The following is a 25,213-nucleotide window of genomic DNA, read 5'->3' as shown; positions in this document are numbered from 1 at the left end:
CTATACCCTCCTAACAATAATTTTCGAACCTTCTACCTTGATGACCTTTACTGTTGCACCTTTGGATATAAATCCACCTTCTGACAGAACGTCGTGCTTTTCTCCATCTATGACAGCATATCCGGATGGACGGAGTTCTGTAAGGGCCTTACCCTCTTTTCCAAGCATGCCGTCACTTGCTTCGTTACTGAGATATCCCTTTTTACTTTCAAGCTTGTTGTTTAGGATTATCTTATTCAGCAGTTTGCTCTTAAAGCCCATTTTAATCATGAAAATAGTCACAACAGCCGTTATTATTATTGCTATACTCAAGGACAATACAGCCGCAGTCAGATCCTGCATAGCAAGAACTGTCCCGGCAATAACAAATATTAGCCCGCCAATTCCCGGAAGTCCAAATCCTGGCACCAACCCTTCGATAATTAGAAGGATAAGACCCACTACAAATAGTATGAGCGACGTCCAGTTTGAGTTCCCAGCCAGGATATTGCCCCCAAAGTAAAGAGCAAAGCCCATTATAGATATAGTCCCTCCCAATCCAAATCCTGGTGTCAGTATTTCGATCACTAATCCCACAAATCCTAAGGTAAGAAGCATGGTGCTAATATACGGGTTTGAAATATACTTGGCAAGCTTTACCTGCAGTCCTTCTTCAACTACCTCAATGTCTGAGGAATTGTATCCGAAGTGATCGAGCATTTCTCTGTAATCGTTGGTAAGGATATCAGCCACCCCATACTCTATAGCTTCCTGAGCTGTAAGATTGACCAGCTTATCAGAAGATACTAGCCCTGGTATCTCAATATCTTTATCTGCCATTGCCTCAATAACCAATGAATCTCTCCCGCGATATTGGGCAGTGTCTCTTAATACTCCTCGCCACATGGACAGTACTTTTTCAGTGTTTGGTATGGTTTCTGCTGAACCGATCACAGCGTTCTCAGCCATAACGACATGTTCACCTGCAATGGTTATGAGAACTCCTGCGGATGCTGCTTTGTTGTTAACAAAGGAGATCGTAGGGATATTTGTACCAATAATGACGTCCTTGATCTTGATTGCTTCGTCTACAAGTCCACCATAAGTGTCGATCTCAAAGATTATTGCCTCTGCTCCTTCTCGGTTCAAGTCGTCTACGACGTCTCTAACGAAGTTATGCGTGGCTCTATTGATTTCGCCTTTTATCGGTACTACATAGACCTTTCCGGGTGGTGCCTGGGCTGATACGTTAAGGCTCGAAGCAATAAATGCCACGATTGCCAAAAACAATACTATCCCAACTTTTCTGATTCTCAATACATTCACCTCCAATATGCACTACTTAGTTATGATACCCAAATCTTAGCTATAAATGCAAAAAAACCTGAGTTTTACTCAGGTTTTAGTTCAATATTTTCCTAACTGCTTGATTGATCATATTGCCATCGGCTCTGCCCTTGACCTTAGGCATTACAGTTTTCATTATCATCCCAATTTCCTTCAGAGAGGTCGCTCCAATTTCATCTATGGCTTCCCGAACTATTTGTTCAACCTCTTCCTCTGTAAGCTGTTTAGGCAGGTATTCCAGTAGTATGCTCATTTCTGCATCAGTAAGATCTACAAGGTCCTGTCGGTTTCCCTTTCGGAATTCCTCGATGGCCATCTTTTTTTCCTTAAGCTGCTTAGATATTATTTCAAGGACTTCCTCGTCACCAAGTTCAATCCTTTCATCAACCTCGCGCTGTTTGATTGCAGCCCTCACCATTGTTACAGTATTCTTTCTTATAGTATCTTTGCTCCTCATGGAGGATTTGAATTCTTCCATTAGTTTATCTTTGAGTGACATAGGTTCACCTTCTCGATTAGAACTTGGAATGCTTCTTTCTTCTTGCTGCCTCGGATTTTTTCTTCTTTTTTACGCTGGGTTTCTCATAGTGCTCACGCTTTCTGACTTCCCCAATAACTCCTGACCTTGCACAAGATCTTTTAAACCTTTTCAGGGCATTGTCCAGAGATTCGTTTTCACCAACTTTGATTTCCGTCATCGTTTCTTCCCTCCCCTCTCAACTACAAGAGTGCAACAATACTGACTTAGCTATTGGATGCATACTCAATAATTATACAATACATCCTTTTGCTTTTCAACTGTTTTTAACCGGGTGGCCACAACATTTCTCTACCGCCCAGGACATGGAAATGAATATGTCCCACAGTCTGGCCTCCATCGCTTCCGCAGTTGTTTACAACTCTGTAGCCGTTCTCAACTCCCTGTTCGGCTGCAAGCCTTGGGATAAGTCTCATGACATGAGCTATCAGCTTATCATTGGCTTCAATTATCTGGTCCAATGATTGAACGTGTAGCTTGGGAACTACAAGAAAATGCACGGGAGCCTGAGGATTAATATCCTTGAAGGCTACTACTAATTCATCCTCATATATCAACTGACTGGGTATATCCTTACTTGCAATGCTGCAAAACAAGCAATCCATATTTACACCCCCTTAAAGAAGACTTCCATTCATAGTTAAATCGTCACTTATATATGTCCTTGTACTAATAATATCACCTATAAGGTCTTCTTGTGAAGGGGTTTTTACTCTGATGTAATTAGTTGTGTAGCCTTCGTAAACCCCTTTACCACTATTCCCATCTTCATAAAGCACTGCCATCATTCTCCCATCGAATTCCTTGTTGAACTTGACCGTCAACTTCGCACCCAGATCGATCAGCTGCTCGCTTCTCTTGTTTTTTATCTCACCTTTCACTTGGTCTTTCATCGTTGCTGCAGGCGTCCCTTTTCTTGGTGAATACTTGAAAACGTGTATCCGAGAGAATCCAATTTCTTCCACAAAACTCATGGTTTCTGAAAACTCTTCCTCAGTTTCACCAGGAAATCCAACGATAATGTCAGTAGTCAAGCCAGCCCAAGGCATATAGCTTCTTATCAGTTCAACATTTTCCCTGAATTCTTTCGTATTATAACGTCTGTTCATTCTTTTGAGAACTGAATCAGAGCCGCTTTGTAATGACAGGTGAAAGTGATCACATACCTTTCCGCTTTCAATAATGCTTTCCATGAAAGCTTCATCGATCAGTCCAGGTTCTACAGAGCTTAACCGAATCCTCTCTATGCCATCGATTCTACTTATCTTCGAAATAACGTCACATAATGATTCCTTCTTCAGGTCTTTGCCATAGGAGGCCACATGGATCCCGGTAAGAACTACCTCCTTAAAGCCAGCCTCAGCGAGTCTTAAAGCCTCCTCCTCAATGTCTGAGTATTCTCTGCTTCTTATCGGTCCTCTGGCATATGGTATGATGCAGTAGCTGCAAAATTGATTACAACCATCCTGTATCTTCAGAAATGCCCTTGTTCTGGATTTTATATCCTCGATACGGATCTTTTCAAAGGATTTATACGTTTTAACAGGTCTTACGATATTGATTTTTTCTTGACTTTTCGATGCCCTTTCGCACAGCTCCACCACCATATCTCGTTCGCTTGTTCCGATAACTACATCAACACCTTCAATTTCTTGTACCTCGTCAGGAGAAACCTGCGAATAGCAGCCTACCACTGCCACCACTGAATCGGGGTTAAGCTTCTTGGATTTTCTTATGAATTGTCTTGATTTTCTGTCTGATAGGTTCGTAACTGTGCATGTGTTTATAACATAAACATCCGCTGATGAATCTTCTTCAACGATTTCATAACCATTCCTGCTGAACAATTCTTCCATCGCTTCGGTTTCATACTGATTGACCTTGCAGCCAAGTGTATGAAATGCTACTTTCTTCATTGAATCACTCCTAAGTCTCCCAACTCATATAGTAAAATGCTTGCAACAACCATACCTGCAGTTTCTGTTCTAAGTATTCTTCTTCCCAAGGTTACGGTATTTGCACCGGCTTTTTTCAACTCCGTGATCTCATCTTCCTCAAAGCCGCCTTCAGGTCCAATTATTATGCAAATCTCGTCACTTCCCTTTGCTTCTTCGATAAAGCCCCTGAGAGAATTTACTTTCTCCAGCTCATAGGGAACAAGGACCTTCTTGCCTTTGATGAAGCTTAGCATTTCGTTGAAGCTGAGAATTCCTCCCAGCGGTGGAATTGAATCCCTCTTTGACTGCTTTGAGGCTTCTTCTATGATCGAACTCCATCTCTCCAGCTTCCTCGACTCCTTAGCGACCTCTTTGATCTTAACTACACTTCTTCCCGTAGCCACCGGATAAAATGCACTTACGCCAACCTCAGTGCATTTTTGGAGTATAGTCTCCATCTTTGCTGCTTTTGGCAATCCCTGGAATAAGATCAGCTTTATTGGAGGTTCATTAAGCTTTTCCAGCTTTTCAACTATTCGCGCAGATACCCTATCTCTGGATACCTCTTCAAGAATACAAATCATTACCTGACTCTCAGTAACCAGCTGAAGCATATCTCCTTCCTTCAGCCTGATAACATCCCTGATATGTTTAACATCTGATCCCTGCATATTTACCTTATTTTCAATGATTTGTTCTTCAGTAATAAAAAATCTATGCATTCAGATCACCTCTTTGCAACAACAGCACACCAACCGTTAAGGCTCCTTGAATCCAGGATGGAATACCCGGACTGGACAAGGGAATCTTCGACCAGACGAAGCTTTTCATCGATTATCCCCGATGCTATTATAAGCCCCTCTTCTTTAAGAAAGTCTTTAAGCTCAGGTACAAGCCCTGCAACGATCTCAGCAATAATGTTTGCTACTATTATGTCCGCTTTTTCATCCACCATATCCAGCAGATTGCCCTGGATCACCTCAGCTTTGCCCTCAACTTCGTTTATCTTGAAGTTTTCTTTGCTTACCTTCACGCACATAGGGTCCAGATCGATTCCTAGAACTCTGTCTGCTCCAAGCTTAGCTGCAACTACCGACAATATCCCGCTGCCGCACCCTACATCAAAAACAGTTGTGCCAGGCTTTACATACTTCTCTAGAGCCTCCGTACACATGGCAGTGGTCTCGTGTGAACCTGTCCCAAAAGCCATACCAGGATCAAGGTGTATGACGATATCGTCTGCTTCTGGGTCAAATGTCTCCCAACTTGGCTTAATGACTATACTTTTGCCTATCCTTGTGGTCCTGTAATGGTTCTTCCAGTTCTCAGCCCAATCACTTTCATCTACCTCTGAGAGCAGGATCTCTCCCAGTCCTTCCGCCTCTATGAGCTCGCTTATTCTTCCCGTTATGGCATCGATATCTTCTTCCTCTGAAAAATAAGCCTTAAGTACTATCCCATCATCATCTACCTTTATAAGCTGAGGATCAATAAAATCCCAGTCCTCTTCTCGTTTAGATAGTTCTGTTATATCCCGTGGATCCTCTATTGCAAGTCCGTTTGCTCCATTTTCGTATAGGATATGACTTACTATATCCTCATTTTCCTGTTTTGTTTTGATTTTGACCTCTATCCAGTTCAAAAGATCACATCCTTTAATTTTTCTCAGACAATTATATATCATTATGGCGGAATTTTCTACAAAAGAAAAGCCTATCCGTCCTTAAGGGAAGGATAGGGCTTACTTTTATTGGAATACATCCTTTACCTTGTCGAAAAACTTCTTCTTAGGCGGGCTACTGTACTGCTCGCCCATCTCCTTTGAAAATTGGATCAATAGCTCTCTTTGCTTGTCGCTAAGCTCCCTTGGAATGGTAACGTCAACAGTCAGGAATAGGTCTCCCCTGCCCAGACCTCTTACGTTTGGCACTCCCTGGTTTTTAAGACTGAAGGTTGTTCCAGACTGAGTACCCTCGGGTATAGTATAATCCTGATACCCGTCCAGGATAGGAACTTTGATTTCTGTCCCCAGAGTTGCTTGAGTATAGGTTATTGGTATTGTTACAAAAACATTGTTGCCCTCTCGCTTGAATACCGGGTCCTCTTTTACTGTCACATAGATGTAAAGATCCCCTGGGGGACCTCCTTTTTCACCATGGTGTCCCTCACCACGAACTGATATTATTGAATCACTATCGACTCCCGCAGGTATCTTAACATTTATCCTTCTGGTTTTGATTTCCTTCCCGCTCCCATTGCAGGTTTCACAGGGTTCATCGATAATATGACCTGATCCGCCGCATTGATCACAGGTTCCTACCTGCATGAACTGCCCGAAAGGAGTCCTTTGGGCATACCTTACCTCTCCTGATCCATGGCATTTGCTGCAGGTCTTTTTTTCAGTCCCCGGTTTTGCCCCTGACCCTTCACAGGTCGAGCAGGTTTCATATCTTCTGGTCTGGATCTCCTTTTCAACTCCAAACACAGCCTCCTTAAACTCGATCACGACGCTTTGTTTTACGTCTCCACCTCTCACTGGACCTGATCTTCTTGATGATGGCCCTCTTGAAAATCCTCCGCCAAAAATGTCGAATATATCTTCAAAAATATCTCCAAAGCCTCCAAAGCCAGCTCCTCCCGATGCCTGAGGATCAACCCCTGCATGTCCAAACCTGTCATATCTGGATCTTTTTTCCTCATCACTTAGAATTTCATAAGCCGAATTTACTTCTTTAAATTTATGTTCAGCCTCCGGATCATTGGGATTGAGGTCAGGGTGATACTTCTTTGCAAGTCTTCTGTAGGCTTTTTTTATTTCATCTTGTCCTGCATCCTTGTTTACCTCAAGGATCTCGTAATAATCCCTCACTGTCTCACACCAGCCTCCATATCAATCGTTCAAAGCCAAGCCCAGGGCTTGGCTTTGTTATAATTATTCCTCGTCAACTACCTCATAATCAGCATCTACAACATCATCATTGGAATTGCTACTCTCAGATGACTGTGCCTGACCCTGTGCCTGCTCATAGAGCTTTTGTGAAATTGCATGGAATTCGTGAGTCAGCTCTTCTGTTTTGGTTTTGATCAGCTCGTAATCATCTCCCTCAAGCGCTTTCTTTAGTGAGTCCAGCTTATCAACCACCTTGCTTTTTTCAGAATCAGAAATCTTGCCCTCCAGGTCCTTTAATGTCTTTTCGGTCTGGTATACTATTGAATCTCCGTTATTTCTTATTTCAATGTTTTCCTTTTTCTTCTTATCTTCCTCAGCGTATCTCTCGGCTTCCTTGACCTTTTGATTTATCTCATCTTCAGATAGCTTAGTTGAAGCCGTAATGGTGATCCTTTGTTCCTTTCCTGTTCCAAGATCCTTGGCGCTGACGTTAACGATACCGTTGGCGTCTATATCAAAGGTTACTTCTATTTGAGGTATCCCTCTTGGTGCCGGCGGAATCCCTGTCAGCTGGAATTTACCCAAAGTAACGTTGTCGGCTGCCATTTGTCTTTCACCCTGAAGAACATGTATGTCTACTGATGTTTGACTGTCAGCTGCTGTAGTAAATACCTGCGATTTTTTCGTTGGTATCGTTGTGTTTCTCTCAATAAGTCTTGTTGTTACACCACCAAGTGTCTCGATTCCAAGTGATAACGGAGTAACATCCAGTAAAAGAAGATCCTTTACTTCACCACTTAGTACTCCTCCCTGGATAGCCGCTCCAATGGCAACACTCTCATCAGGATTTATGTCTTTTTGGGGATCCTTGCCTATAAGCTTTCTAACTGCATCCTGAACAGCAGGAACCCTTGTGGATCCACCAACAAGAAGAACCTTCTCGACATCTGATGCAGTAATGCCTGCATCCTGTAATGCCTGTTTCACCGGCTCAATGGTCTTATCGACCAGATCGGAAGTCAATTCGTCAAATTTAGCTCTCGTTATGTCCATATTAAGGTGCAGAGGTCCTGCACTAGTTGCAGTGATAAATGGAAGGTTGATATTTGATGACTTAGTAGTTGAAAGCTCCTTCTTAGCTTTTTCAGCAGCTTCCTTAAGTCTTTGCAGTGCCATTCTGTCAGTCTTCAGATCAACTCCGTTTTCTCTCTTGAACTGTTCTGCTATGTGATCGATCAGTCTGTCGTCGAAGTCATCTCCACCCAGGTGGTTGTTTCCTCGTGTTGCCAATACCTCAAATACACCATCTCCAAGCTCAAGTATGGATACGTCAAAGGTTCCTCCTCCAAGGTCGAAGACCATGATTTTATGCTGTCCATGTTCCTTGTCCAGTCCATAAGCAAGCGCTGCTGCAGTTGGCTCGTTGATTATCCTCTTGACATTTAAGCCGGCAATTTTACCTGCATCCTTAGTTGCCTGCCTTTGGCTGTCAGTAAAGTATGCGGGAACAGTGATCACGGCGTCTGTAACAGTCTCCCCTAAGTAGCTCTCTGCATCAGCCTTTATCTTTTGAAGGATCATGGCTGAAATCTCCTCAGGACTGTAGTTCTTTCCATCTATATTTACCTTGTGGTCGCTTCCCATATGCCTTTTGATTGACTGTATGGTTCTTTCCGGGTTTGTAATCGCTTGTCTTTTTGCTGTTTCTCCAACAAGCCTTTCTCCGTCCTTTGTAAAAGCTACTATGGAAGGTGTTGTCCTGTTCCCCTCCACATTAGGAATAATAACTGCCTCTCCACCCTCCATTACAGCAACTGCTGAGTTGGTGGTACCTAAGTCGATTCCTATTATTTTCCCCATTTTATTTCCTCCTTGTTATTTAGATACGATTACCATCGCTGGTCTTATTACCTTGTCCTTTAGCATATAGCCTTTCTGCAGTACCTCAAGCACTATCTCGGGCTCAATATCAGCTTCCATAACTGAGACTGCATGGTGAAGGTTTGGATCAAACTTTTCACCAACTGCAGGTATTTCTAGTACAGAATTGCTGGCTAGCAACTCTAAGAGCTGCTTTTCTATCATTTCAACTCCCTGGAAGAATCCATTGGATTTGTCTTCACATGTTGAAATTGCTCTTTGAAAGTTATCCACTACCGGCAGTAGTCCGACAATGACCGATTCAACTCCGTAGCTGACTGACTGCTCTCTTTCCCGGTCTGACCTCTTTTTATAGTTCTGAAAATCTGCTTGAAGTCTTGCAAGCTTATTTTCCAGGTCGGCAATGGCATTTTCCTTTGACTCAAGCAGTAGTTCAAAATCCTTCTTTTTCACTTCCTCCCCCATTTCTTCAATATATTCAGCTTGATCCTCTTCGGTTTTTACCTCATTGGATAGCTCTTTTTCATTAGTTTCCAGTTCTTTGTCCATCATCTATATCACCTCTTGCCCGTTGGGTTATGATTATTTATTATCTCAGAAATATTATCTGAAAATATCTTAAGTGTAGCTATAATCTTGGCATAATCCATTCGTGTAGGCCCAATGATGCCTATCCTCCCGATCGTCTCGCCGTTAAGCTTGTATGTCGTCGTTATGATGCTGCAATCCTTAAGTGGAGCATATATGTTTTCTTGCCCTATCCTCACGTCTATGTCACTTGACAATGCACCCTCCGCCATGATCTCGATAAGCTTATTCTTATCCTCTATCGTAGAAATTATAGACCTTACTTTGTCGATATCCTTATACTCAGGATAGTTCAACAGCTGAGTGAGACCATCTGAATATAGATCAGTTGTCTCTATATGATCAACAGATTTGCCGATGAATGGAAGCAATCCTTGAAGCTCCTCCTGATACTGTCTGAATCCATCAAATATCCCTATAGCGAGATCTCTGTTGATCGCATGAAAGGTCCTGTTCTTGAGCCTATCATTCAGGATATTTGAGATTTCGGTTATTTGGTGCTCCGGGATCCTCTTGTTCAGCTTAAAAACTGTATTCTTTACTACTCCCGACTCATTAACCAATATTAGTAGTATTTGAGTTTCATCGATCGGTAAAAGCTGGATATGCTTTATTTTGGTTTCCTTTAATTGTGGTGATATGGCCAAAGATGTGTACCTTGTGATCTTAGATAAAAGTCTGGCGGCATTTTGGATCAGCTGATCCAATTCCTTGCTCTCCTTTGCAAGAGCATTCCTTATTTCTGACTTCCACTTTTTATCAAGGTCAACTTCATTTTGCTGGATCAGGGAGTCAACATATAATCTATAGGCCTTATCAGAAGGAACTCTCCCTGAGGATGTGTGGGTTTTGTTAAGAAATCCAAGCTCTTCAAGGTCGCTCATCTCATTTCTGATGGTTGCCGGGCTCACCCCCAGATCATAGTATTTGGAAATCGTCCTGGAGCCTATTGGCTCAGCCGATGAGATATAGCTGTCAATTATAGCGTAAAGCACTTTAAATTTTCTTTCATCCAACATATAACTCACCCCTTGGTTTACTCTGGATGATTGTTAGCACTCATAGATGTCGAGTGCTAATCCTATTAATAAATTACCATCCCGGTCCAGCTTTGTCAATACTTTTTGTCTCACGGAAGAAAATCGACTTCCACTATATTGCTAAGATCCATCCCTCTTTGGGTAAGTCTGAGATGGGTTTTGGATTCAGTCAGGAGCCCTTCATTTTTGTGCTTATCTATGACCGCTTTGAACCTTTTCCTTGCATCAAATCCAAACCTGTTCTCAAATTCAAGATAATCAACCCCTTCATTCATCCTCAATCCCAGGATGATATACTCTGAAGCTCTTGTTTCAGGATCAAGGTTCTCCTCGCCGCCCATAGGTGCTTCAGACATTTCAATCTTTTTGAAGTACTCTGCAAAGCTTGAAGTATTCCAAAATCTCTTTGAACCAATATTTGAATGAGCTGACAGCCCCGCTCCTACATAGGGTTTAAGCCTCCAGTATCCAATATTGTGGCGGCACTCCATCCCATCTATAGATAGATTGGATATCTCATACTGGTGATACCTTCCCATAGAAAGCTGTTTTATCCCCTGGTGATACATTTCTCTTTCAAGGTCCTCTTCCGGTAATTTCACTTTACCGTCTTCCAACCACTTTTTCATCAAAGTTCCGTCCTCTACTATCAGACCATACATTGAAATGTGGGACAGGCCAATCTCTGCGGCTATACTTAAGTCATTAAGGAATGATTCCAGCGTCTGATCCGGTTGTCCAAATATAAAATCACCATTTATGTTATTGAAGCCAGCAGCCCTTAGAATCATTAAGGTATTTATTGCATCTTCTCCTTTATGGATCCTTCCAAGACCACTGAGTAAACTATCATCAAAGCTTTGTATTCCCATACTTATCCTATTTATTCCAAAGGATCTGTAGGATTCAGCCTTATTTTCATCCATTGTGCCCGGATTGACCTCCAAGGTTATTTCTGCATCCTTTGCTACCGAAAATCTATGATTTACGGTTCTTAGTATGTTTCCTATATACTCAGATCCTATAGCTGAGGGTGTCCCTCCGCCTATGAATATCGTGTCGATGTTATGATCTTTAAGAAGATGAGCTTTCATTTCAAGTTCTTTCATCAAGAAATAAATATATCTTTCCACCGTGTCATTCAACGGTACTGAAGCAAAATCGCAGTAGCTGCACTTGCTTATACAGAATGGGATGTGAATATAGATACCTGCATTTTCCATTGAAATCTCTCCAATCAAAAATGCACACGATGTGTGCATTTTTTGTCCATTACTTCTTTTCGTCGTATTTCAGCACGGTAAGAAAAGCCTCCTGAGGAACCTCAACAGACCCAATCTGCCGCATCCTCTTTTTACCTTCCTTTTGCTTTTCAAGAAGCTTTCTTTTTCTGGATATGTCCCCTCCATAGCATTTAGCCAATACATCCTTCCTAAGTGCTCTTATCGTCTCTCTGGCAATTATCTTAGCGCCTATTGCAGCTTGTATTGGTACCGCAAATTGATGCCTAGGGATCACATCTACAAGTCTCTCAGCTATGTTTCTTCCTCTTTCGTATGCTTTTTCCTCATGTACTATCAATGAAAAAGCATCAACCAGCTCACTGTTGATTAGAATATCCATTTTAACCAGTTCGCTCTGCTTATACCCTTTCAGCTCATAGTCGAAGGAAGCATAGCCTCTCGTTTTAGATTTAAGAGCATCGAAAAAGTCGTAAATCACCTCATTTAGTGGAAGCTCATAGTGCAGTACAACTCTCTTCTCTTCTAGATACTCCATATTCAGGTAGCTTCCCCTCTTATTTTGACACAGCTCCATGATTGCTCCTACATATTCAGTTGGAGTCATTATTGATGCACTGACTATAGGCTCTTCCATGTATTCTATCTCTGCAACAGGAGGAAGGTTTGATGGATTCTGAATCTCGAGAAAATCTCCATTTTTCTTGGTGACCCTATATATTACACTCGGAGCAGTCGTTATTATATTAAGGTCGAACTCTCTTTCAAGCCTTTCCTGAATTATCTCCATATGGAGCAGTCCGAGGAAACCGCATCTGAATCCAAAGCCCAAAGCTACAGATGTTTCCGGTTCAAACACCAGTGCGGCATCGTTTACCTGAAGCTTCTCAAGCGCATCTCTTACAGTGTTGAAGTCTTCTCCCTCCGCAGGATAAATACCGCAGTAGACCATTGGAATGACCTTCTTATAGCCTGGCAGCGGCTGAGAAGCCGGTTTTGCGTCATCAGTGATGGTATCACCTACTCTGGCTTCCTTTACGTTTTTTATGCTTGCAGTCAGATAGCCTACCTCTCCAGCTTGAAGGCTTTCCATTGGAATGTGTTTACTTGTGTTTATACCTACCTCAGTCACCTCAAAGGACTTTCCTGTGTTCATCATTCTTACCATCATACCCGGCTTAACTACACCATCGAATACACGAATGTAGCAAGTTACTCCCTTATAGCTGTCGTAGTAGCTGTCGAATATCAGGGCTTTCAACGGGGCATTTTCATCTCCTGAAGGTGAAGGTACCTTCTTGACTATTGCATTGAGAACCTGATCAATATTAAGGCCTTCCTTAGCTGAGATTTGAGGAGCATCATGCCCTTCTATTCCAATGATATCCTCAATTTCCTTGATGACCTCCTCAGGCCTTGCACTTGGCAAATCGATTTTATTGATTACAGGTACAATTTCCAGATCCTGCTCGATTGCAAGATATACATTGGCAAGAGTCTGAGCCTCCACTCCCTGGGTAGCATCTACTACTAGTATCGCACCTTCGCATGCAGCCAGAGATCTCGATACCTCATAATTGAAATCTACATGCCCTGGGGTGTCGATGAGGTTAAGTATGTACTCCTGACCATCATCAGCCTTATGGATCAGTCTGACTGCTTTTAGCTTGATCGTGATCCCTCTTTCCCTCTCCAGGTCCATTTTGTCCAGAACCTGGGATTGCATCTCCCTGGATGTAAGCATTCCTGTCATTTCTATAAGTCGATCCGCTAAAGTAGACTTGCCATGGTCGATGTGAGCAATGATGGAAAAATTCCTTATCTTCTCTTTTTTACTGTTCATTAACATTCCTCCTGAAGCTAGCGATAAAAATCCTCCCTGAAGAGGGAGGCTATTCAATCTTACCAAATCTGTCATCTATGGGATAATACCTGAAATCGGTTACCCCTTTGACTGTATCGAGTGATATCGTACCGAAGTACCTGCTGTCCTTACTTGCTCCCTCTTCCCTGTTGTCGCCCAGCACGAAAACCTCACCCTCAGAAACTACCCAAATGCTTTCATTGTATATGTGTGTGTATGGGTCTCCTTGAAGATAATCCTCGTGGAGCAGTTCTCCATTCAGATAGACCTTTCCCTCGTCTATCTCGATCGTATCACCTGAAATACCGACTACTCTTTTTATATAGTCTTTGTCAGGGCTGTCTGGAGCTTCCAATACTATTATATCCCCTCTGCTTGGTCCGTTGAAGTAAAGCGGCACCTTTAAGGCGAAAAGTCTGTCCCTTTCATGAAGCGTTGGGTACATTGAATTTCCCAGAACGTAAGTTGTATTAAACACAAAGGTTTTTATTGCTAAAGCTATTACAATGGCAGCAATAATGCTTCTGATCCATTCAACAGCCTCACTTTTCTTTTTAACTTCTTCTTCCATCATGATACTCCTTTCAGACTTGAAGTCTACAAGTCCTAACCAACGAATCTTAATTGCTACAGAAATATTATACCATTAAAAGCTCTTAAATCAATTAAAAGTATCTATTGATGACAAGGCAGTCATTTGTGTGGTATCATTACGGTAGAAACAGTTATACCTAAGCCCCGTGAAAATGCATTACTGAGTGGGTATTTACTATTATTTTCTATTGCATTTTAGATTTCTCCGTGGTACAATATCTTTTGTTAGATTAGAGGAGGTGAAATTGTGGCGAATATCAAATCTGCTGAGAAGAGAATCCTGGTAACTAAGAAGAGAACTGCACTTAATAAAAGTAGAAAATCAGAGATTAAGACATATATCAAGAAATTTGACAGCGCTGTAGCTAAGGGTGAGTTTGAAGAAGCAAGAGCACTGCTTAAGATCATCGACAAGAAGCTTAAGAAAGCGGCGCATAAAAACGTCATACACATGAATGCAGCATCAAGGAAAGTTAGTAGGCTTACTAAGGCTTTAAACAAAGCTATATAAATAAAACTTCGGGACTCGCCGAAGTTTTTTTATTTTTTGTCTGTAATCGAAACAAGAAGCATCTCTACCTCAAGCTTTGAGTCGATCGGAAGAGTCTTTAGTCTCCTGTCTGTTCTGAGTATCATCTCCAAGATTTCTTCCAGGTATTTTTCATTGAATTTCTGCGCCTGTGTACTTATCCTTGTAAATTCATAGGGTTTGATCTGCAGCTTACTTTGAATCTCTGATGCTGCATAACCTTTCTTCTTGTAGGCAGTATATCCAAGGATCAGTCTGAACTGTCTTGAAATCATGAATAATAGTCTCTGGACAGGCTCATTCATAAGCTGCATCTCATAAAACAACTCAAGGGCCTTACCTGTATCCTTCCTACCTACCGCTTCGAGAAGATCAAAAATATTTTTATCAAGACTTCGGATCATTACCCTATCGATATCATCCTTGTTTATCTGGTCTTTCGAAGTATATGCAGCTACCTTTTTGATCTCATTTTCAAGATCATACAAATTGGTAGTACTATTCCTTGTCAAGTAACCTGATTGCTGTAATAGATAGGATAAGTCCGATTGAGAAATATCCTTGCCTGCAGAGGCTATTGACTGTCTAGCCCATGATTGAAGCTGATTAGGATTCAGCTTTCCAAATTCCATGGTAAATCCCTTTTTTTCGAGTTGCTTATATATCCGTGTATTTTTTTTAAGCCCGTTTTCCGAGTCGACCAGAAGCAGCAGCTGATGATCTCCAAGTTTTAGAAGATAATTAAGTAATGTGTCATCCTTAGATTCTCTTTCAAGAAAGAATGACGGACTCTTTAGAACAGTGACTCTCTTTGCTGCTAGAAACGGAAGCGTTTCACATGAGGCTTCCAGAGCATCCAAGCCGGCTGTCTTCCCATCCAGGTAAGCCAGGTTAATGGTCTGCAGCTCAGTGGTAAGAAGACTGCTTACGATATCAGCAGCTGCCTTTTCCACAAGATAAATCTCTTCTCCAAAAATATAGCAAATAGGCTTATTCGCCGCTTCTCTTATCAAGTTATTGATACCTAAATTGTCCATTCCATTTCACCCTGTCCCCTTATGTAGTCTATGGTCAGATATCGAGCAGCCACTAAATATAAGGCCATAAAAATAACATCCAAGTAATATTCGCTAATCACTGCCGCAACTGAGGGCTTGCTTCTATCATAACCAAATGGTATCACTTCGATGTTATTTCTTGATATTACTACCTTTATCATTCCCATTTCATCTGTCCTGTATACCACAGAACCAATCTCTAGGAGTCTATTTATTATCTGGAGATTCGGGTGACCATACAGGTTGTTTCTTCCTACGGATATTATACTATATTCCGGATCTGCCTTCTCGAGGAATTGGTAGGAGCTTGAAGTCAAGCTTCCATGATGCGGGACTTTAAGCACATCCACATCTGAATCATATGATGAATAGATCTCTCTTTCAGCAGTTTCTTCAATATCACCCGTGAATAATACACGTTTTCCATAGTATTCCAGGGCTAGGACCATTGAATTGTCATTTTCATTTACATACCTGTATCCATTGTTATCAGGCCACAACACCTTAAGAAATGCGCCCTCCCCCAGCTCAGCCTGGATACCCTTGTGCAGCTCTAATATCGGTACGTCCCTTTGCTTCGCCTTCTCATATATCTCCTGATTAAATACTCCATTTGTGTACACTACTCCAATACTTAAATGGTCAATTACAGGAAGAAGCCCTCTGTAGTGATCCTCATGGCCATGCGATACAAATACTGCATCTATCTTTGATACTCCACTTTTCAACAGATAAGGGAGAGTTGTTCTTGAACCGATATCCTGGTCATCAAGTCTTGAACCTCCGCCATCGATCATGTAATTTCCAAAGGGCCCTTTTATTAGAGCACTGTCTCCCTGTCCGACGTCTATAAAATGGATCTCAATATCTTTATCTGTAATGGTTTCCAAGGATAGCGCTGCAGAAACCATAAGCATGCCTGCAAATATTGCCTTCTTGACACCTATATCAAGCCGTTCAAACTCACCCCAGTTAAAGAGAATTGTTAGAAATAACAGGTAAATCACAAATCCCTCGATACCAGGTGTAGGGAGTATGATGTGATCCAAAGGTATGCGTTGGATCAAAACGGCAGCTGATCTTTGAATGTCCAGCAACACTTCCAGAATCGGCAACAGCCAGCCTGCAATAAGCGATGCAATGCCCAGAACAAGGCCCATGGAAGCTAAAGGCACTATCACTATATTTGAGAGCAAAGTCAGCAGAGGAAAGCTATTGAACCAATATGCCTGTATTGGAATAATTCCAAGATTTACAGCTATCGTAGCAGAGATTGGGTCAACGATTTTACCCTTCAGTGGATACATCAAAGCTTTTATCCTGTCTGACAGCAGGATAAGAGAAGCAGTGGCACCAAAGGAAAGCTGAAATCCAGAATTAAATACCCAAAGTGGATTATACAATTGAAGTAAAAACATACATCCGGCAAGCAAATTTAATCTATCTACCGGCCTATTTAGGAGTTTTGAGAGATAAAGCATTGAAAACAAGGCAATACCCCTTGAGGCAGATGGAGGAAATCCTATTGAATAGCCATAGATGAATAGGATAACAACTGAAAAAAGTATGTTCAGCCACCTCTTCACCCCAAACCTGGAAATGATCCATATCAATGAACCTGCGATAATTCCGATGTGTAGTCCTGAGACTGCTAGCAAGTGCGAAATTCCTAGGTTTCTATACAAAGTTAGATCTTCTTCTTCAAGATAGGAGCTATTGCCAAGGATCATACCCTTCATTAATCTGGAGTTTTCTTCTCTCAGACCTGAATCGTAAACACTTGAAATATACTCAGTCACATTTCTTCTTATCAAGTATCCAACTGCTTCTGATTTCCCTTCAAGTGTGATCTTCGACTTGTCTCCATCAATAATATGACTGATTCCTTCCGAAAGAAGATGCAGCCTATAATCAAAGAAATTCGGATTGGTATTCGGCAGCGGTTCTTTTGCAATACCTCTTATCCTTAATCGGTCTCCGATCTCATGGAATTTATCTTCCTTGTAATACCTTAATAGGATCTTCCCGCTTTTAGGGATGCCTTCGATCTGTTCAAGATCAATAACGTATCTTGTGGAAGATGAGCCGGACGTTACCTCTTCAACAGTTCCAATGAACGTGTATGATCTTGCATCTGAGATTTCAATAAACTCTGAAAGCTTTTCATTTGTAACAAAAGCTCCTGTCACTGCCAGTAGTATAATAAGTCCTGAGATCCTAATTTTGTTATTAAGGAATCCCAATGCAATCCAAATAATCGAAGCCGTTCCTAACAGTAGAAGGAACCTGTGATCGAGATCAATATAATATGCAGAGACTATACCTGCCATCGATCCAATGGCGGGTATTATCATAGGTCGTTTCATCTGTGTCCTCTCTGTACTTTATATTTATCCTTTAATAGGATATAATGAAGATGTTAAAAATGATTGATCATTATATTTTATTATATCACAGACAATAGCTTTGATGAATGAGAATGTTGAATAATGAATGCTTGGGAGGAATCAAACTTGACCAGAAAATTGTATTGGGAGAATCCATATCTTTTTGAGACCGATGCCAAGGTAGAAAATATCCTTAATAATGAGGATGGCTTTAATATCATCCTGGACCGCACTATTTTGTACCCCGATATGTCCGGGGGGCAACCTGGAGACGATGGAACAATAAATGGAGTCAGGGTAACCAAGACTTATGAAGATGGCGACAAGCTGGTCCATGTCATCCAGGAGAGACTGTCTCCGGGGAAAGCTAAGCTTAGAATAAATGGTGATCGAAGGATCGATCTTATGCAGCAGCACTCTGGGCAGCACCTTTTATCAGGGGTTCTTTTCAGATTATTTGGAGCTGAAACCGTAGGATTTCACCTGGGTGAGGAGTACACAACTATAGATTTGAACGTTACAGATTTATCGGAGGATGAATATTTTAGAGCAGAACAATTATGCAATAAGATTATTCAATCAAACTTCAGAATCAAGTCCTACGTGGTTTCATCAGAGGAAGCCAAACTTCTTCCTGTGAGAAAAAATCCAAGTGTTGAGAAAAATATAAGAGTTGTTGAAATCGATGGATTTGATTATTCTCCCTGTGGTGGAACTCATGTTGCTGCAACAGGCGAATTAGGACTTATTAAGGTAATCAAAAAGGAAAAGTACAAGGGCAATACCAGGATTTATTTTTTAACTGGACAAAGAGCAGTTGATGATTACATAAGTAAGTTCAACACTGTGAGAGAGATAAGTTCGGTTTTATCAGCGGGCGATTCTCAAGTAGTGGAGAGATTCTACAATATTTACAATGAACGAAACTCGCTTTCGAAAGAGATGAAGGATCTGAAGGAGAGACTTTTATCTTTAGAGAGTGAGAATCTTCTGCGAGAGGCAAAGCTGCATGGCGAAGGAAGGATAATTTGCAAGTTGTTCGATAATAAGGATTTCAAAGAAATCAGCTATATGGGTAATTGGCTTACAAATACCAACGAAAGGCTCGTACTGATTTTTGGAATTGAAGGAAGCAGTATCAGCCAATTCTTAATCAGTAAAAGCAAGGATATAGAGCTTGATCTAAATGGTATCTACAAGGAGCTGTCTTCACACTATCAGGTTAAGGGCGGCGGAAACAGCAATACAGTTCAAGGGTCTACTGCCTCAAACCATCTCAGGGGTTTGCTGGAGCAATGTATCGGGTTAGTGATGAAAGCGTTGGACCAAAAAAAATAGCGCCTGGTTCAGCGCTTTTTTACTTTGGCGGGAGTATGTGGGAATCGAACCCACCCAAGAGGCTCCTAACCCCTCGCGCTGGTTTTGAAGACCAGAGAGCCCACCAGAACTCCTCTACCCCCATCGGCTACAAAAGCCATTATACAATATTCAGTTTCAAACTTCAACATCATTTTTCTCTGAAAAAGTAGCCGACTCCCCATTTTGTTATAATATATTCAGAGCTCTTTGGATCTTTTTCAAGTTTTTCCCGTATCCTTCTTATATGGACATCCACCGTCCTAAGATCACCATAATAGGCATAACCCCACACTCTCTCAAGGAGCTCTTCCCTTGTATATACCTTCCCCGGTGTTGAGGCAAGGACGTAAAGAAGGTCGAATTCTTTACCGGTAAGACTTATATTCTTATCCTTGCAAGTTACCTTTCTACCAACGGTATTTATCCTGATATCCCTAATCTCAATTAGATTGCCATCATTTTCCTGTAGTTTGTTGGAACATCTCCTAAGGACAGCTTTTATTCTTGCTTTAAGCTCGAGAATGTTAAAGGGCTTCACAAGGTAATCATCAGCTCCATACTCGAGTGCGAGGATCTTTTTAATATCCTCGTCAATATTTGTTATGAATATCAGAGGAACAGAAGAAATTGTTCTCAGATTCTGGCAAAACAGGAGTCCATTGCCATCGGGCAGCTCGATCTCAGTGAGTACCATATCATAGCTCCTCCTGTTCAATTGTTCCATTGCAGCAGTTGCAGTCCCTGCATGGTCTATTACATATTCATCCTGCTCGAGAGAATATCTCAAACCTTTGACGAAAGATTTATCCGTATCTACGATCAATACTCTTCCACTCATTATTTCACCCCTGGCTACTTAAACAGTACCCTGTTTTCTCCGGACCGTTTTGTTAACTTGATCTGGTCAAAATACTCCAGTAATCCGATTGCGACTTTACGATTTGTATTTAATATATCCCTGTAACCGCCGACAGTAATACTGCCTGATTTATTCATCAGATCATAAAGAGCCGTTTTTGACTTCTCCAAGCTTGATGGCAACAAATAAAGTTCATCAGACAATTTCACCAGCTCACCTGAGCCTATGAGATACATAAGCATTTCTTCAGTTTCTCCATTAGTACCCAAAGTAGGCTCTTGCAAATCCTCATACTTTGGAGGCACAAACGAAGCTTTTTCAAAGCTGTCCAATATCCATTTTTTCAGCGCCAGCTGTTTGTCGTCAAGCTTAGGTTCAAATCCAGTCAAAGCTATAAGATCCTTTATTTGCCGAATGTTACCACTGTCAATCAAATGATCAATTATCTCTTCTGCAAGCCTCGGCTTAGCTTTCGACAGAAATTTACTTCTAATCTCCTCTTTCGCCATACCGTTCCGTATAGGGTACTTTTTATGAAATTCCTCAAGTTCATTAATAATTCTATTTTCTAATGATTCTAACACCTTTCTATGAATAGGGTAAATGTCTTTGCTGAGTCTAAAAATTCCTACCTTACCACTTTCCTCAAGCTTCATTATCTCATCCTCGAGGTTCTCTTCAAGCATGGACGTCGTTTTGGATATTTCCTTCAATGAGTGGAAGCTCTTGCTGTTTTCCTCAACTATATGCTCCACGATTTCGCCGAAATCACCTTGATCCTTAATTGTCAATTCCTCCAGGCTTTCTTCATCGAACCTTTTCCTCTTTGAGGGGTTTGGTTCAAGGACTTCACCACCCCCAACTGTAAACATCGGCGAATAAAACCTGAGGATAAATCGGTCACCTCTTTTGGCTACAGTCTCCTCCTCAAGCCTTAGCTGAGCATAGGTCTCATCACCAGGCTCGAGCACTTCCCTATCTAAAAGCACTACCCTGCAGAGTATTTCATCCGTTCCCAGATAAAGCTTTAATCTTGTCCTATTCTCAATTCCCTTGCTTAAGGATCTAAGTAGCTTGATTTTAACGTCGAGCATCATTGTGGACCTCATTGAGTTGACTGGGGCAATTATATTTCCTCGGTCAATTTGAACTTTCTTAACACCTGCAAGGTTAAGCGCAGCTCTTTGTCCACCATATGCAACTACAGCATCCTGGTCATGTACTTGTATTGACCTTATCCTTGCTTTTGTATCACCAGGGTAGACCTGCACCTCATCCCCCACCTTCATACTACCAGCAAGAAGAGTACCTGTTACAACTGTACCGAATCCTGAAATTGTAAATACTCTGTCTACCGGAAGTCTAGGCATATCATCCAGACTTTTATCTTCAAGCGTTTCAGATATTTTTACGATTTCTTCAATTACATTGCTAATTCCTCTTTTTTCAGTTGATGATACCGGTACTATCGAAGCTCCCTCAAGAAAGGTACCCTTAACCTCATCCTTGACTTCCTCCTCCACCATCTGAAGCCATTCCTCATCGACCAAGTCAGATTTGGTTAAAACTACGAATCCGCTTTTCACACCGACCAGGTCAAGAATTGCCAAATGTTCAGCTGTTTGGGGCATAATACCCTCATCTGCTGCTACTACCAATAAAACTATATCGATTCCTATTACACCTGCAAGCATATTCCTTATGAATTTCTCATGACCAGGTACATCAATTATTCCTGCTCTCTGGCCGCTTGGAAGATCAAAGTAGGTGAATCCGAGCTCGATGGATATTCCCCTCTCCTGCTCCTCCTTAAGTCGGTCAGTATTTCTACCAGTCAGAGCTTTTATTAACGTTGTCTTGCCATGGTCTATATGACCGGCAGTACCTATGATCAAATGCTTCATTACCTACACTCCTTAAGCTTACTAGCTGCTGACAGGAGGGCACTTCGGATAATATCCATCTCATCCTCCTGGATAGTCCTTGGATCTAGATAAACTTTATCTTTGCTGATTCTTGAAATAACGGGCACTTCATAGCTTCTTAGTCCTTTTTCCAGGGTAGCAGCACTTCCAGCCAAAGGTTCCAAAACTACACACTTAGTTGGTATCCTTTCCATTGGCAAAGAACCACCGCCTACCTCCGAAAAGTCATCCTCCAGGCAAATGGCTACTGGAAGATCCTTTATAGATGAGCTCAATAAATCCATTAGTTTTTGAGCTTTCTCAGATATTTCAACATAACTCATCGAAAGCATCCTAAGAGTCGGTATCCTACTAATAGCAGTTTTCTCATCCAGATATAGTCGCATTGTAGCTTCAAGTGCAGATATAGTAAACTTGTCTACTCTCAGAGCACGGGTAAGAGGATTTTTCTGCATTTTTTCGATATACTCCTTCCTGCCGACAATTACTCCTGCCTGAGGGCCTCCCAATAGCTTGTCACCGCTGAAGGTCACTACGTCTACTCCTTTTTTGATGCATGATGATACTGTAGGTTCGTAAGAAAGTCCGAATTTGGATAGATCTACAAGTACACCGCTCCCCAGATCTTCGATCACAGGGATCCCATACTTCACTTTAAGCGGCAATAGCTCCTCACTGTCAACTGAGGAGGTAAAACCCATTATTCTGTAATTAGATGTATGTACCTTCAGGATAGCAGCAGTGTTCTCAGTTATAGCAGCTTCGTAGTCCCTTAGATGCGTTTTATTGGTAGTACCAACCTCTACAAGCTTTGCTCCGCTTTGTTCCATTACCTCAGGGATCCTGAAGGCTCCACCTATCTCTATGAGCTCACCACGGGAAACTATTACTTCCTTTCCTTTAGCCATAGTAGAAAGAACAAGCATTACGGCAGCAGCATTGTTATTGACAACCAGAGCGGCTTCGCCACCAACAGTTTTGGCGGCAACCTGCTCAAGATGATCATATCTTGAGCCTCTGGTGCCTTTATCAAGATCATATTCCAGGTTGGAGTATGATACTGCTGTCCTAAGGACCTGCTCCATTATTTGCTTATCGATAAGAGACCTGCCAAGGTTTGTGTGGATAACCACACCAGTTGCATTCACTACCGTTCTTAGGCTGTAGTGCAGTTTCATCTCTATTCTTGATAAAATCGATGATTCCAATCTATTCAACTGTTCCTCTATCCAGGATCTATTACTGCCATTCCTTATACCTTCTCTCAGTTGGTCAGTTTCCTCCCTTATAGCTTCAAGGACAACTGCTCGAGGAGAAGAGTTCAGTTGCTCTTTAATAATTTTATATTCAAGTATCTCATCGATTTTAGGAATCAATGTATATAGGTTGGTTTCCAATTATCACTCACCCCTTCTCTATTCTACTTTGAGATGTGTCCCCGTGAAATTCTCCACTCTGCCAATTACCCCATGTGAAATCTCAGAGCCCTTCAAATTATCCATAATGATCTCAGCTGTTCTTGGCGATGCTGAAATAAGTAATCCTCCTGAGGTTTGTGGATCGAAAAGGATATCCTCAAGATACTTGGGAACACTTTCAGCTATTGCTGCCTTGCTGCCGATGTGATTTCTATTATTATAAGCTCCGGCAGGAATAAGTCCCATCTCTGCGTAATCTCTGGCTTCTTCTATAAAAGGTACTTTATGGGATTCAATAATTATTGTCGTGTTGCTACCCTCAGCCATCTCAAGACAATGGCCCAGCAGCCCAAAGCCTGTTATATCAGTAACGCTATTCACTTCTGGCAAACCTCTGAATGCTTCCATACCTTCTCTATTGAGAGTTGTCATTACTTTGACGGCCTTATCATAAGCCTCCTGGCTTGCTAGTTCTCCCTTTATTGCTGTGTTTATTATCCCTAACCCTAAAGGTTTGGTTAACACGAGTAAATCACCCGGCTTTGAGGAGCTGTTTTTCTTGATGTTTTCAGGATGGACGAAGCCTGTAACAGATAGTCCATACTTTGGTTCATCATCTGAAACCGAGTGTCCCCCAACAAGTATCGCTCCTGATTCTATTACTTTGTCATATCCGCCCCTCAGTATTTCAGAAAGCACTGAAGGATCAAGGCAATCAGGAAAGCAAACTATATTCAAAGCCAATCTGGGATCTCCTCCCATTGCATAAACATCGCTCAAGGAGTTTGCAGCTGCTATTGATCCAAAGATATATGGATCATCGACCACTGGAGTGAAAAAGTCCAAGGTCTGGATCATTGCCAAATCGTCATTGATCTTATATACTGCTGCATCATCGGATGTATCGATCCCAACCAAAAGGTTCTCATCATTTGTTTTTGGTAAATTGCACAGGACCTGTGCAAGTATATCGGGCCCGATTTTGGCCGCTCACCCTGAGCTTTTCGTCAATCGGGTCAATTTTATTTCTTCCATAATTGTTCCTCCTAGTCGACAGTGATCAAGTCCTTGATATCGTTGAACTTTGCATCTCCAATCCCCGACACATTCCTTATATCTTCTATCCTATCAAATCGCTCACTTTTCCTGTACTCTAATATTCTATCAGCTATAACGGCTCCAATTCCAGGCAGGCTGTCCAGCTCTTCCTTACTGCAGGTATTAATGTTTATCAGGCCAGCATTACTTCCCGTATTTACGACTTCAATATCCTGCGATACTGTCTCGCCGATTGCTGGTATATATATCTTATCCTCATCATTAAGTTTTTTTGCTAGATTGATCCGATCAATATCAGCCGATTTTGTCAAACCACCTGCGAGATCGACTGCGTCCTTTACCCTATCACCGCTTACAAGCTCATATATCCCAGGATAGTATACCTGACCGCTTATATGTACCATTATCAATTGAGGCTTCTTAGATTCTTCTTTATCATCATATGCAACCGATACTTCAGGCTGAATCAAAGCTAGAGGTGGTGTTGGCTGGTTCTTTCTTATATACCCTCCAATCCCAAAATAAGCCAACAAAATGACGGCTATACTAAGTATAGCTATTTGCTCCTTTTTTGTAAAGAAATCCATGTTCGTCCTCCTGTCAAAATCTTTTGAAATTGATGATGCGAAATAGAATTATTTGTCCTGTCACCGTTAAGTTTTTATAAAAAATCTGATATAATCTATAATTGTAAAATATAAAAATCAACGGTGGTGTACA

The 25,213-nt window shown here is 41.6% G+C and carries 23 protein-coding genes and 1 tRNA gene; 2 read left to right on the top strand and 22 right to left on the bottom strand.

What is annotated here, in order from left to right; all coding sequences use genetic code 11:
• From AC4PHB_RS03520 to lepB, 14 genes are all read right to left on the bottom strand, one after another.
• Positions 1-1,296 carry an NfeD family protein gene (locus AC4PHB_RS03520; protein WP_492137262.1) on the bottom strand — a complete coding sequence of 432 codons (1,296 nt, stop codon included), beginning with the start codon at positions 1,294-1,296 and terminating at the stop codon, positions 1-3.
• A gap of 85 nt (positions 1,297-1,381) precedes the next feature.
• A complete protein-coding gene (locus tag AC4PHB_RS03515; RefSeq protein ID WP_492137261.1) occupies positions 1,382-1,825 on the bottom strand; it encodes a GatB/YqeY domain-containing protein in 444 nt (147 codons plus the stop codon).
• Positions 1,826-1,841: 16 nt separating this feature from the next.
• Positions 1,842-2,024, bottom strand: a complete 183-nt coding sequence (rpsU, locus tag AC4PHB_RS03510) for a 30S ribosomal protein S21 (protein ID WP_492137260.1) — start codon at positions 2,022-2,024, stop codon at positions 1,842-1,844.
• Between the two features lie 106 nt (positions 2,025-2,130).
• Positions 2,131-2,469 carry a histidine triad nucleotide-binding protein gene (locus AC4PHB_RS03505; RefSeq protein WP_492137259.1) on the bottom strand — a complete coding sequence of 113 codons (339 nt, stop codon included), beginning with the start codon at positions 2,467-2,469 and terminating at the stop codon, positions 2,131-2,133.
• Between the two features lie 12 nt (positions 2,470-2,481).
• Complete coding sequence (mtaB, locus tag AC4PHB_RS03500) at positions 2,482-3,780, bottom strand: tRNA (N(6)-L-threonylcarbamoyladenosine(37)-C(2))-methylthiotransferase MtaB (protein WP_492137258.1); 1,299 nt, start codon at positions 3,778-3,780, stop codon at positions 2,482-2,484.
• Complete coding sequence (locus tag AC4PHB_RS03495) at positions 3,777-4,523, bottom strand: RsmE family RNA methyltransferase (protein ID WP_492137257.1); 747 nt, start codon at positions 4,521-4,523, stop codon at positions 3,777-3,779. Before AC4PHB_RS03495 ends, mtaB begins: the two co-directional genes overlap by 4 nt.
• 5 nt (positions 4,524-4,528) lie before the next feature.
• Positions 4,529-5,443 (bottom strand): 50S ribosomal protein L11 methyltransferase, encoded by a 915-nt coding sequence (prmA, locus tag AC4PHB_RS03490; RefSeq protein ID WP_492137256.1) that lies wholly within the window; start codon positions 5,441-5,443, stop codon positions 4,529-4,531.
• A 105-nt stretch (positions 5,444-5,548) separates the two neighbouring features.
• Positions 5,549-6,670 carry a molecular chaperone DnaJ gene (gene dnaJ / locus AC4PHB_RS03485; RefSeq protein WP_492137255.1) on the bottom strand — a complete coding sequence of 374 codons (1,122 nt, stop codon included), beginning with the start codon at positions 6,668-6,670 and terminating at the stop codon, positions 5,549-5,551.
• A 63-nt stretch (positions 6,671-6,733) separates the two neighbouring features.
• Positions 6,734-8,551 (bottom strand): molecular chaperone DnaK, encoded by a 1,818-nt coding sequence (dnaK, locus tag AC4PHB_RS03480; RefSeq protein WP_492137254.1) that lies wholly within the window; start codon positions 8,549-8,551, stop codon positions 6,734-6,736.
• Positions 8,552-8,566: 15 nt separating this feature from the next.
• Positions 8,567-9,124 (bottom strand): nucleotide exchange factor GrpE, encoded by a 558-nt coding sequence (gene grpE / locus AC4PHB_RS03475; protein ID WP_492137253.1) that lies wholly within the window; start codon positions 9,122-9,124, stop codon positions 8,567-8,569.
• Between the two features lie 5 nt (positions 9,125-9,129).
• Entirely contained in the window at positions 9,130-10,179 is a 1,050-nt protein-coding gene (hrcA, locus tag AC4PHB_RS03470) for a heat-inducible transcriptional repressor HrcA (protein WP_492137252.1), read from the bottom strand.
• Between the two features lie 110 nt (positions 10,180-10,289).
• Positions 10,290-11,423 (bottom strand): radical SAM family heme chaperone HemW, encoded by a 1,134-nt coding sequence (gene hemW, locus AC4PHB_RS03465; protein ID WP_492137251.1) that lies wholly within the window; start codon positions 11,421-11,423, stop codon positions 10,290-10,292.
• A gap of 49 nt (positions 11,424-11,472) precedes the next feature.
• Entirely contained in the window at positions 11,473-13,284 is a 1,812-nt protein-coding gene (gene lepA, locus AC4PHB_RS03460; RefSeq protein ID WP_492137250.1) for a translation elongation factor 4, read from the bottom strand.
• A 49-nt stretch (positions 13,285-13,333) separates the two neighbouring features.
• A complete protein-coding gene (lepB, locus tag AC4PHB_RS03455; protein ID WP_492137249.1) occupies positions 13,334-13,876 on the bottom strand; it encodes a signal peptidase I in 543 nt (180 codons plus the stop codon).
• 270 nt (positions 13,877-14,146) lie between these two features.
• Here lepB and rpsT point away from each other — a divergent pair, with 270 nt between their 5' ends.
• Positions 14,147-14,410 carry a 30S ribosomal protein S20 gene (gene rpsT, locus AC4PHB_RS03450; RefSeq protein WP_492137248.1) on the top strand — a complete coding sequence of 88 codons (264 nt, stop codon included), beginning with the start codon at positions 14,147-14,149 and terminating at the stop codon, positions 14,408-14,410.
• 29 nt (positions 14,411-14,439) lie between these two features.
• Here the strand turns inward: rpsT and holA are convergent, their stop codons facing one another.
• Entirely contained in the window at positions 14,440-15,465 is a 1,026-nt protein-coding gene (gene holA, locus AC4PHB_RS03445; protein WP_492137247.1) for a DNA polymerase III subunit delta, read from the bottom strand.
• Complete coding sequence (locus AC4PHB_RS03440) at positions 15,453-17,852, bottom strand: DNA internalization-related competence protein ComEC/Rec2 (RefSeq protein WP_492137246.1); 2,400 nt, start codon at positions 17,850-17,852, stop codon at positions 15,453-15,455. Before AC4PHB_RS03440 ends, holA begins: the two co-directional genes overlap by 13 nt.
• Positions 17,853-17,999: 147 nt before the next feature.
• Between AC4PHB_RS03440 and AC4PHB_RS03435 the strand changes: the two genes are divergently transcribed.
• Complete coding sequence (locus AC4PHB_RS03435; RefSeq protein ID WP_492137245.1) at positions 18,000-19,211, top strand: alanyl-tRNA editing protein; 1,212 nt, start codon at positions 18,000-18,002, stop codon at positions 19,209-19,211.
• Between the two features lie 25 nt (positions 19,212-19,236).
• On the opposite strand, the gene AC4PHB_RS03430 is transcribed toward AC4PHB_RS03435, so the two are convergent.
• The 6 genes from AC4PHB_RS03430 to AC4PHB_RS03405 form a co-directional block, all read right to left on the bottom strand.
• Positions 19,237-19,333: transfer RNA gene (locus AC4PHB_RS03430), tRNA-Sec, on the bottom strand.
• A gap of 47 nt (positions 19,334-19,380) precedes the next feature.
• The gene (locus tag AC4PHB_RS03425; protein WP_492137244.1) at positions 19,381-20,070 is read right to left on the bottom strand and encodes a response regulator transcription factor; all 690 of its coding nucleotides are present in this window, start codon (positions 20,068-20,070) and stop codon (positions 19,381-19,383) included.
• A gap of 14 nt (positions 20,071-20,084) precedes the next feature.
• The gene (gene selB / locus AC4PHB_RS03420; protein WP_492137243.1) at positions 20,085-21,995 is read right to left on the bottom strand and encodes a selenocysteine-specific translation elongation factor; all 1,911 of its coding nucleotides are present in this window, start codon (positions 21,993-21,995) and stop codon (positions 20,085-20,087) included.
• Positions 21,995-23,413, bottom strand: coding sequence for an L-seryl-tRNA(Sec) selenium transferase (gene selA / locus AC4PHB_RS03415; RefSeq protein ID WP_492137242.1), 1,419 nt, complete (start codon positions 23,411-23,413; stop codon positions 21,995-21,997). Before selA ends, selB begins: the two co-directional genes overlap by 1 nt.
• Positions 23,414-23,431: 18 nt before the next feature.
• Positions 23,432-24,469 carry a selenide, water dikinase SelD gene (gene selD, locus AC4PHB_RS03410; RefSeq protein WP_492137241.1) on the bottom strand — a complete coding sequence of 346 codons (1,038 nt, stop codon included), beginning with the start codon at positions 24,467-24,469 and terminating at the stop codon, positions 23,432-23,434.
• A gap of 11 nt (positions 24,470-24,480) precedes the next feature.
• Positions 24,481-25,080 carry a helix-hairpin-helix domain-containing protein gene (locus tag AC4PHB_RS03405; protein WP_492137240.1) on the bottom strand — a complete coding sequence of 200 codons (600 nt, stop codon included), beginning with the start codon at positions 25,078-25,080 and terminating at the stop codon, positions 24,481-24,483.
• Between the last annotated feature and the right edge of the window lie 133 nt (positions 25,081-25,213).

The organism is Gudongella sp. QWL-04 (assembly GCF_058683975.1).
This window is presented reverse-complemented; position numbering and strand designations above follow the sequence as displayed.

Bases quoted from the DNA above. Each gene is read 5' to 3' on its own strand.
- AC4PHB_RS03425 (WP_492137244.1), bottom strand. From the start codon at position 20,070: ATGAGTGGAAGAGTATTGATCGTAGATACGGATAAATCTTTCGTCAAA.
- selB (WP_492137243.1), bottom strand. From the start codon at position 21,995: ATGAAGCATTTGATCATAGGTACTGCCGGTCATATAGACCATGGCAAG.
- lepB (WP_492137249.1), bottom strand. From the start codon at position 13,876: ATGGAAGAAGAAGTTAAAAAGAAAAGTGAGGCTGTTGAATGGATCAGA.
- holA (WP_492137247.1), bottom strand. From the start codon at position 15,465: ATGGACAATTTAGGTATCAATAACTTGATAAGAGAAGCGGCGAATAAG.
- AC4PHB_RS03495 (WP_492137257.1), bottom strand. From the start codon at position 4,523: ATGCATAGATTTTTTATTACTGAAGAACAAATCATTGAAAATAAGGTA.
- grpE (WP_492137253.1), bottom strand. From the start codon at position 9,124: ATGATGGACAAAGAACTGGAAACTAATGAAAAAGAGCTATCCAATGAG.
- AC4PHB_RS03505 (WP_492137259.1), bottom strand. From the start codon at position 2,469: ATGGATTGCTTGTTTTGCAGCATTGCAAGTAAGGATATACCCAGTCAG.
- AC4PHB_RS03405 (WP_492137240.1), bottom strand. From the start codon at position 25,080: ATGGATTTCTTTACAAAAAAGGAGCAAATAGCTATACTTAGTATAGCC.
- mtaB (WP_492137258.1), bottom strand. From the start codon at position 3,780: ATGAAGAAAGTAGCATTTCATACACTTGGCTGCAAGGTCAATCAGTAT.
- rpsU (WP_492137260.1), bottom strand. From the start codon at position 2,024: ATGACGGAAATCAAAGTTGGTGAAAACGAATCTCTGGACAATGCCCTG.
- lepA (WP_492137250.1), bottom strand. From the start codon at position 13,284: ATGAACAGTAAAAAAGAGAAGATAAGGAATTTTTCCATCATTGCTCAC.
- AC4PHB_RS03440 (WP_492137246.1), bottom strand. From the start codon at position 17,852: ATGAAACGACCTATGATAATACCCGCCATTGGATCGATGGCAGGTATA.
- hrcA (WP_492137252.1), bottom strand. From the start codon at position 10,179: ATGTTGGATGAAAGAAAATTTAAAGTGCTTTACGCTATAATTGACAGC.
- AC4PHB_RS03515 (WP_492137261.1), bottom strand. From the start codon at position 1,825: ATGTCACTCAAAGATAAACTAATGGAAGAATTCAAATCCTCCATGAGG.
- hemW (WP_492137251.1), bottom strand. From the start codon at position 11,423: ATGGAAAATGCAGGTATCTATATTCACATCCCATTCTGTATAAGCAAG.
- dnaK (WP_492137254.1), bottom strand. From the start codon at position 8,551: ATGGGGAAAATAATAGGAATCGACTTAGGTACCACCAACTCAGCAGTT.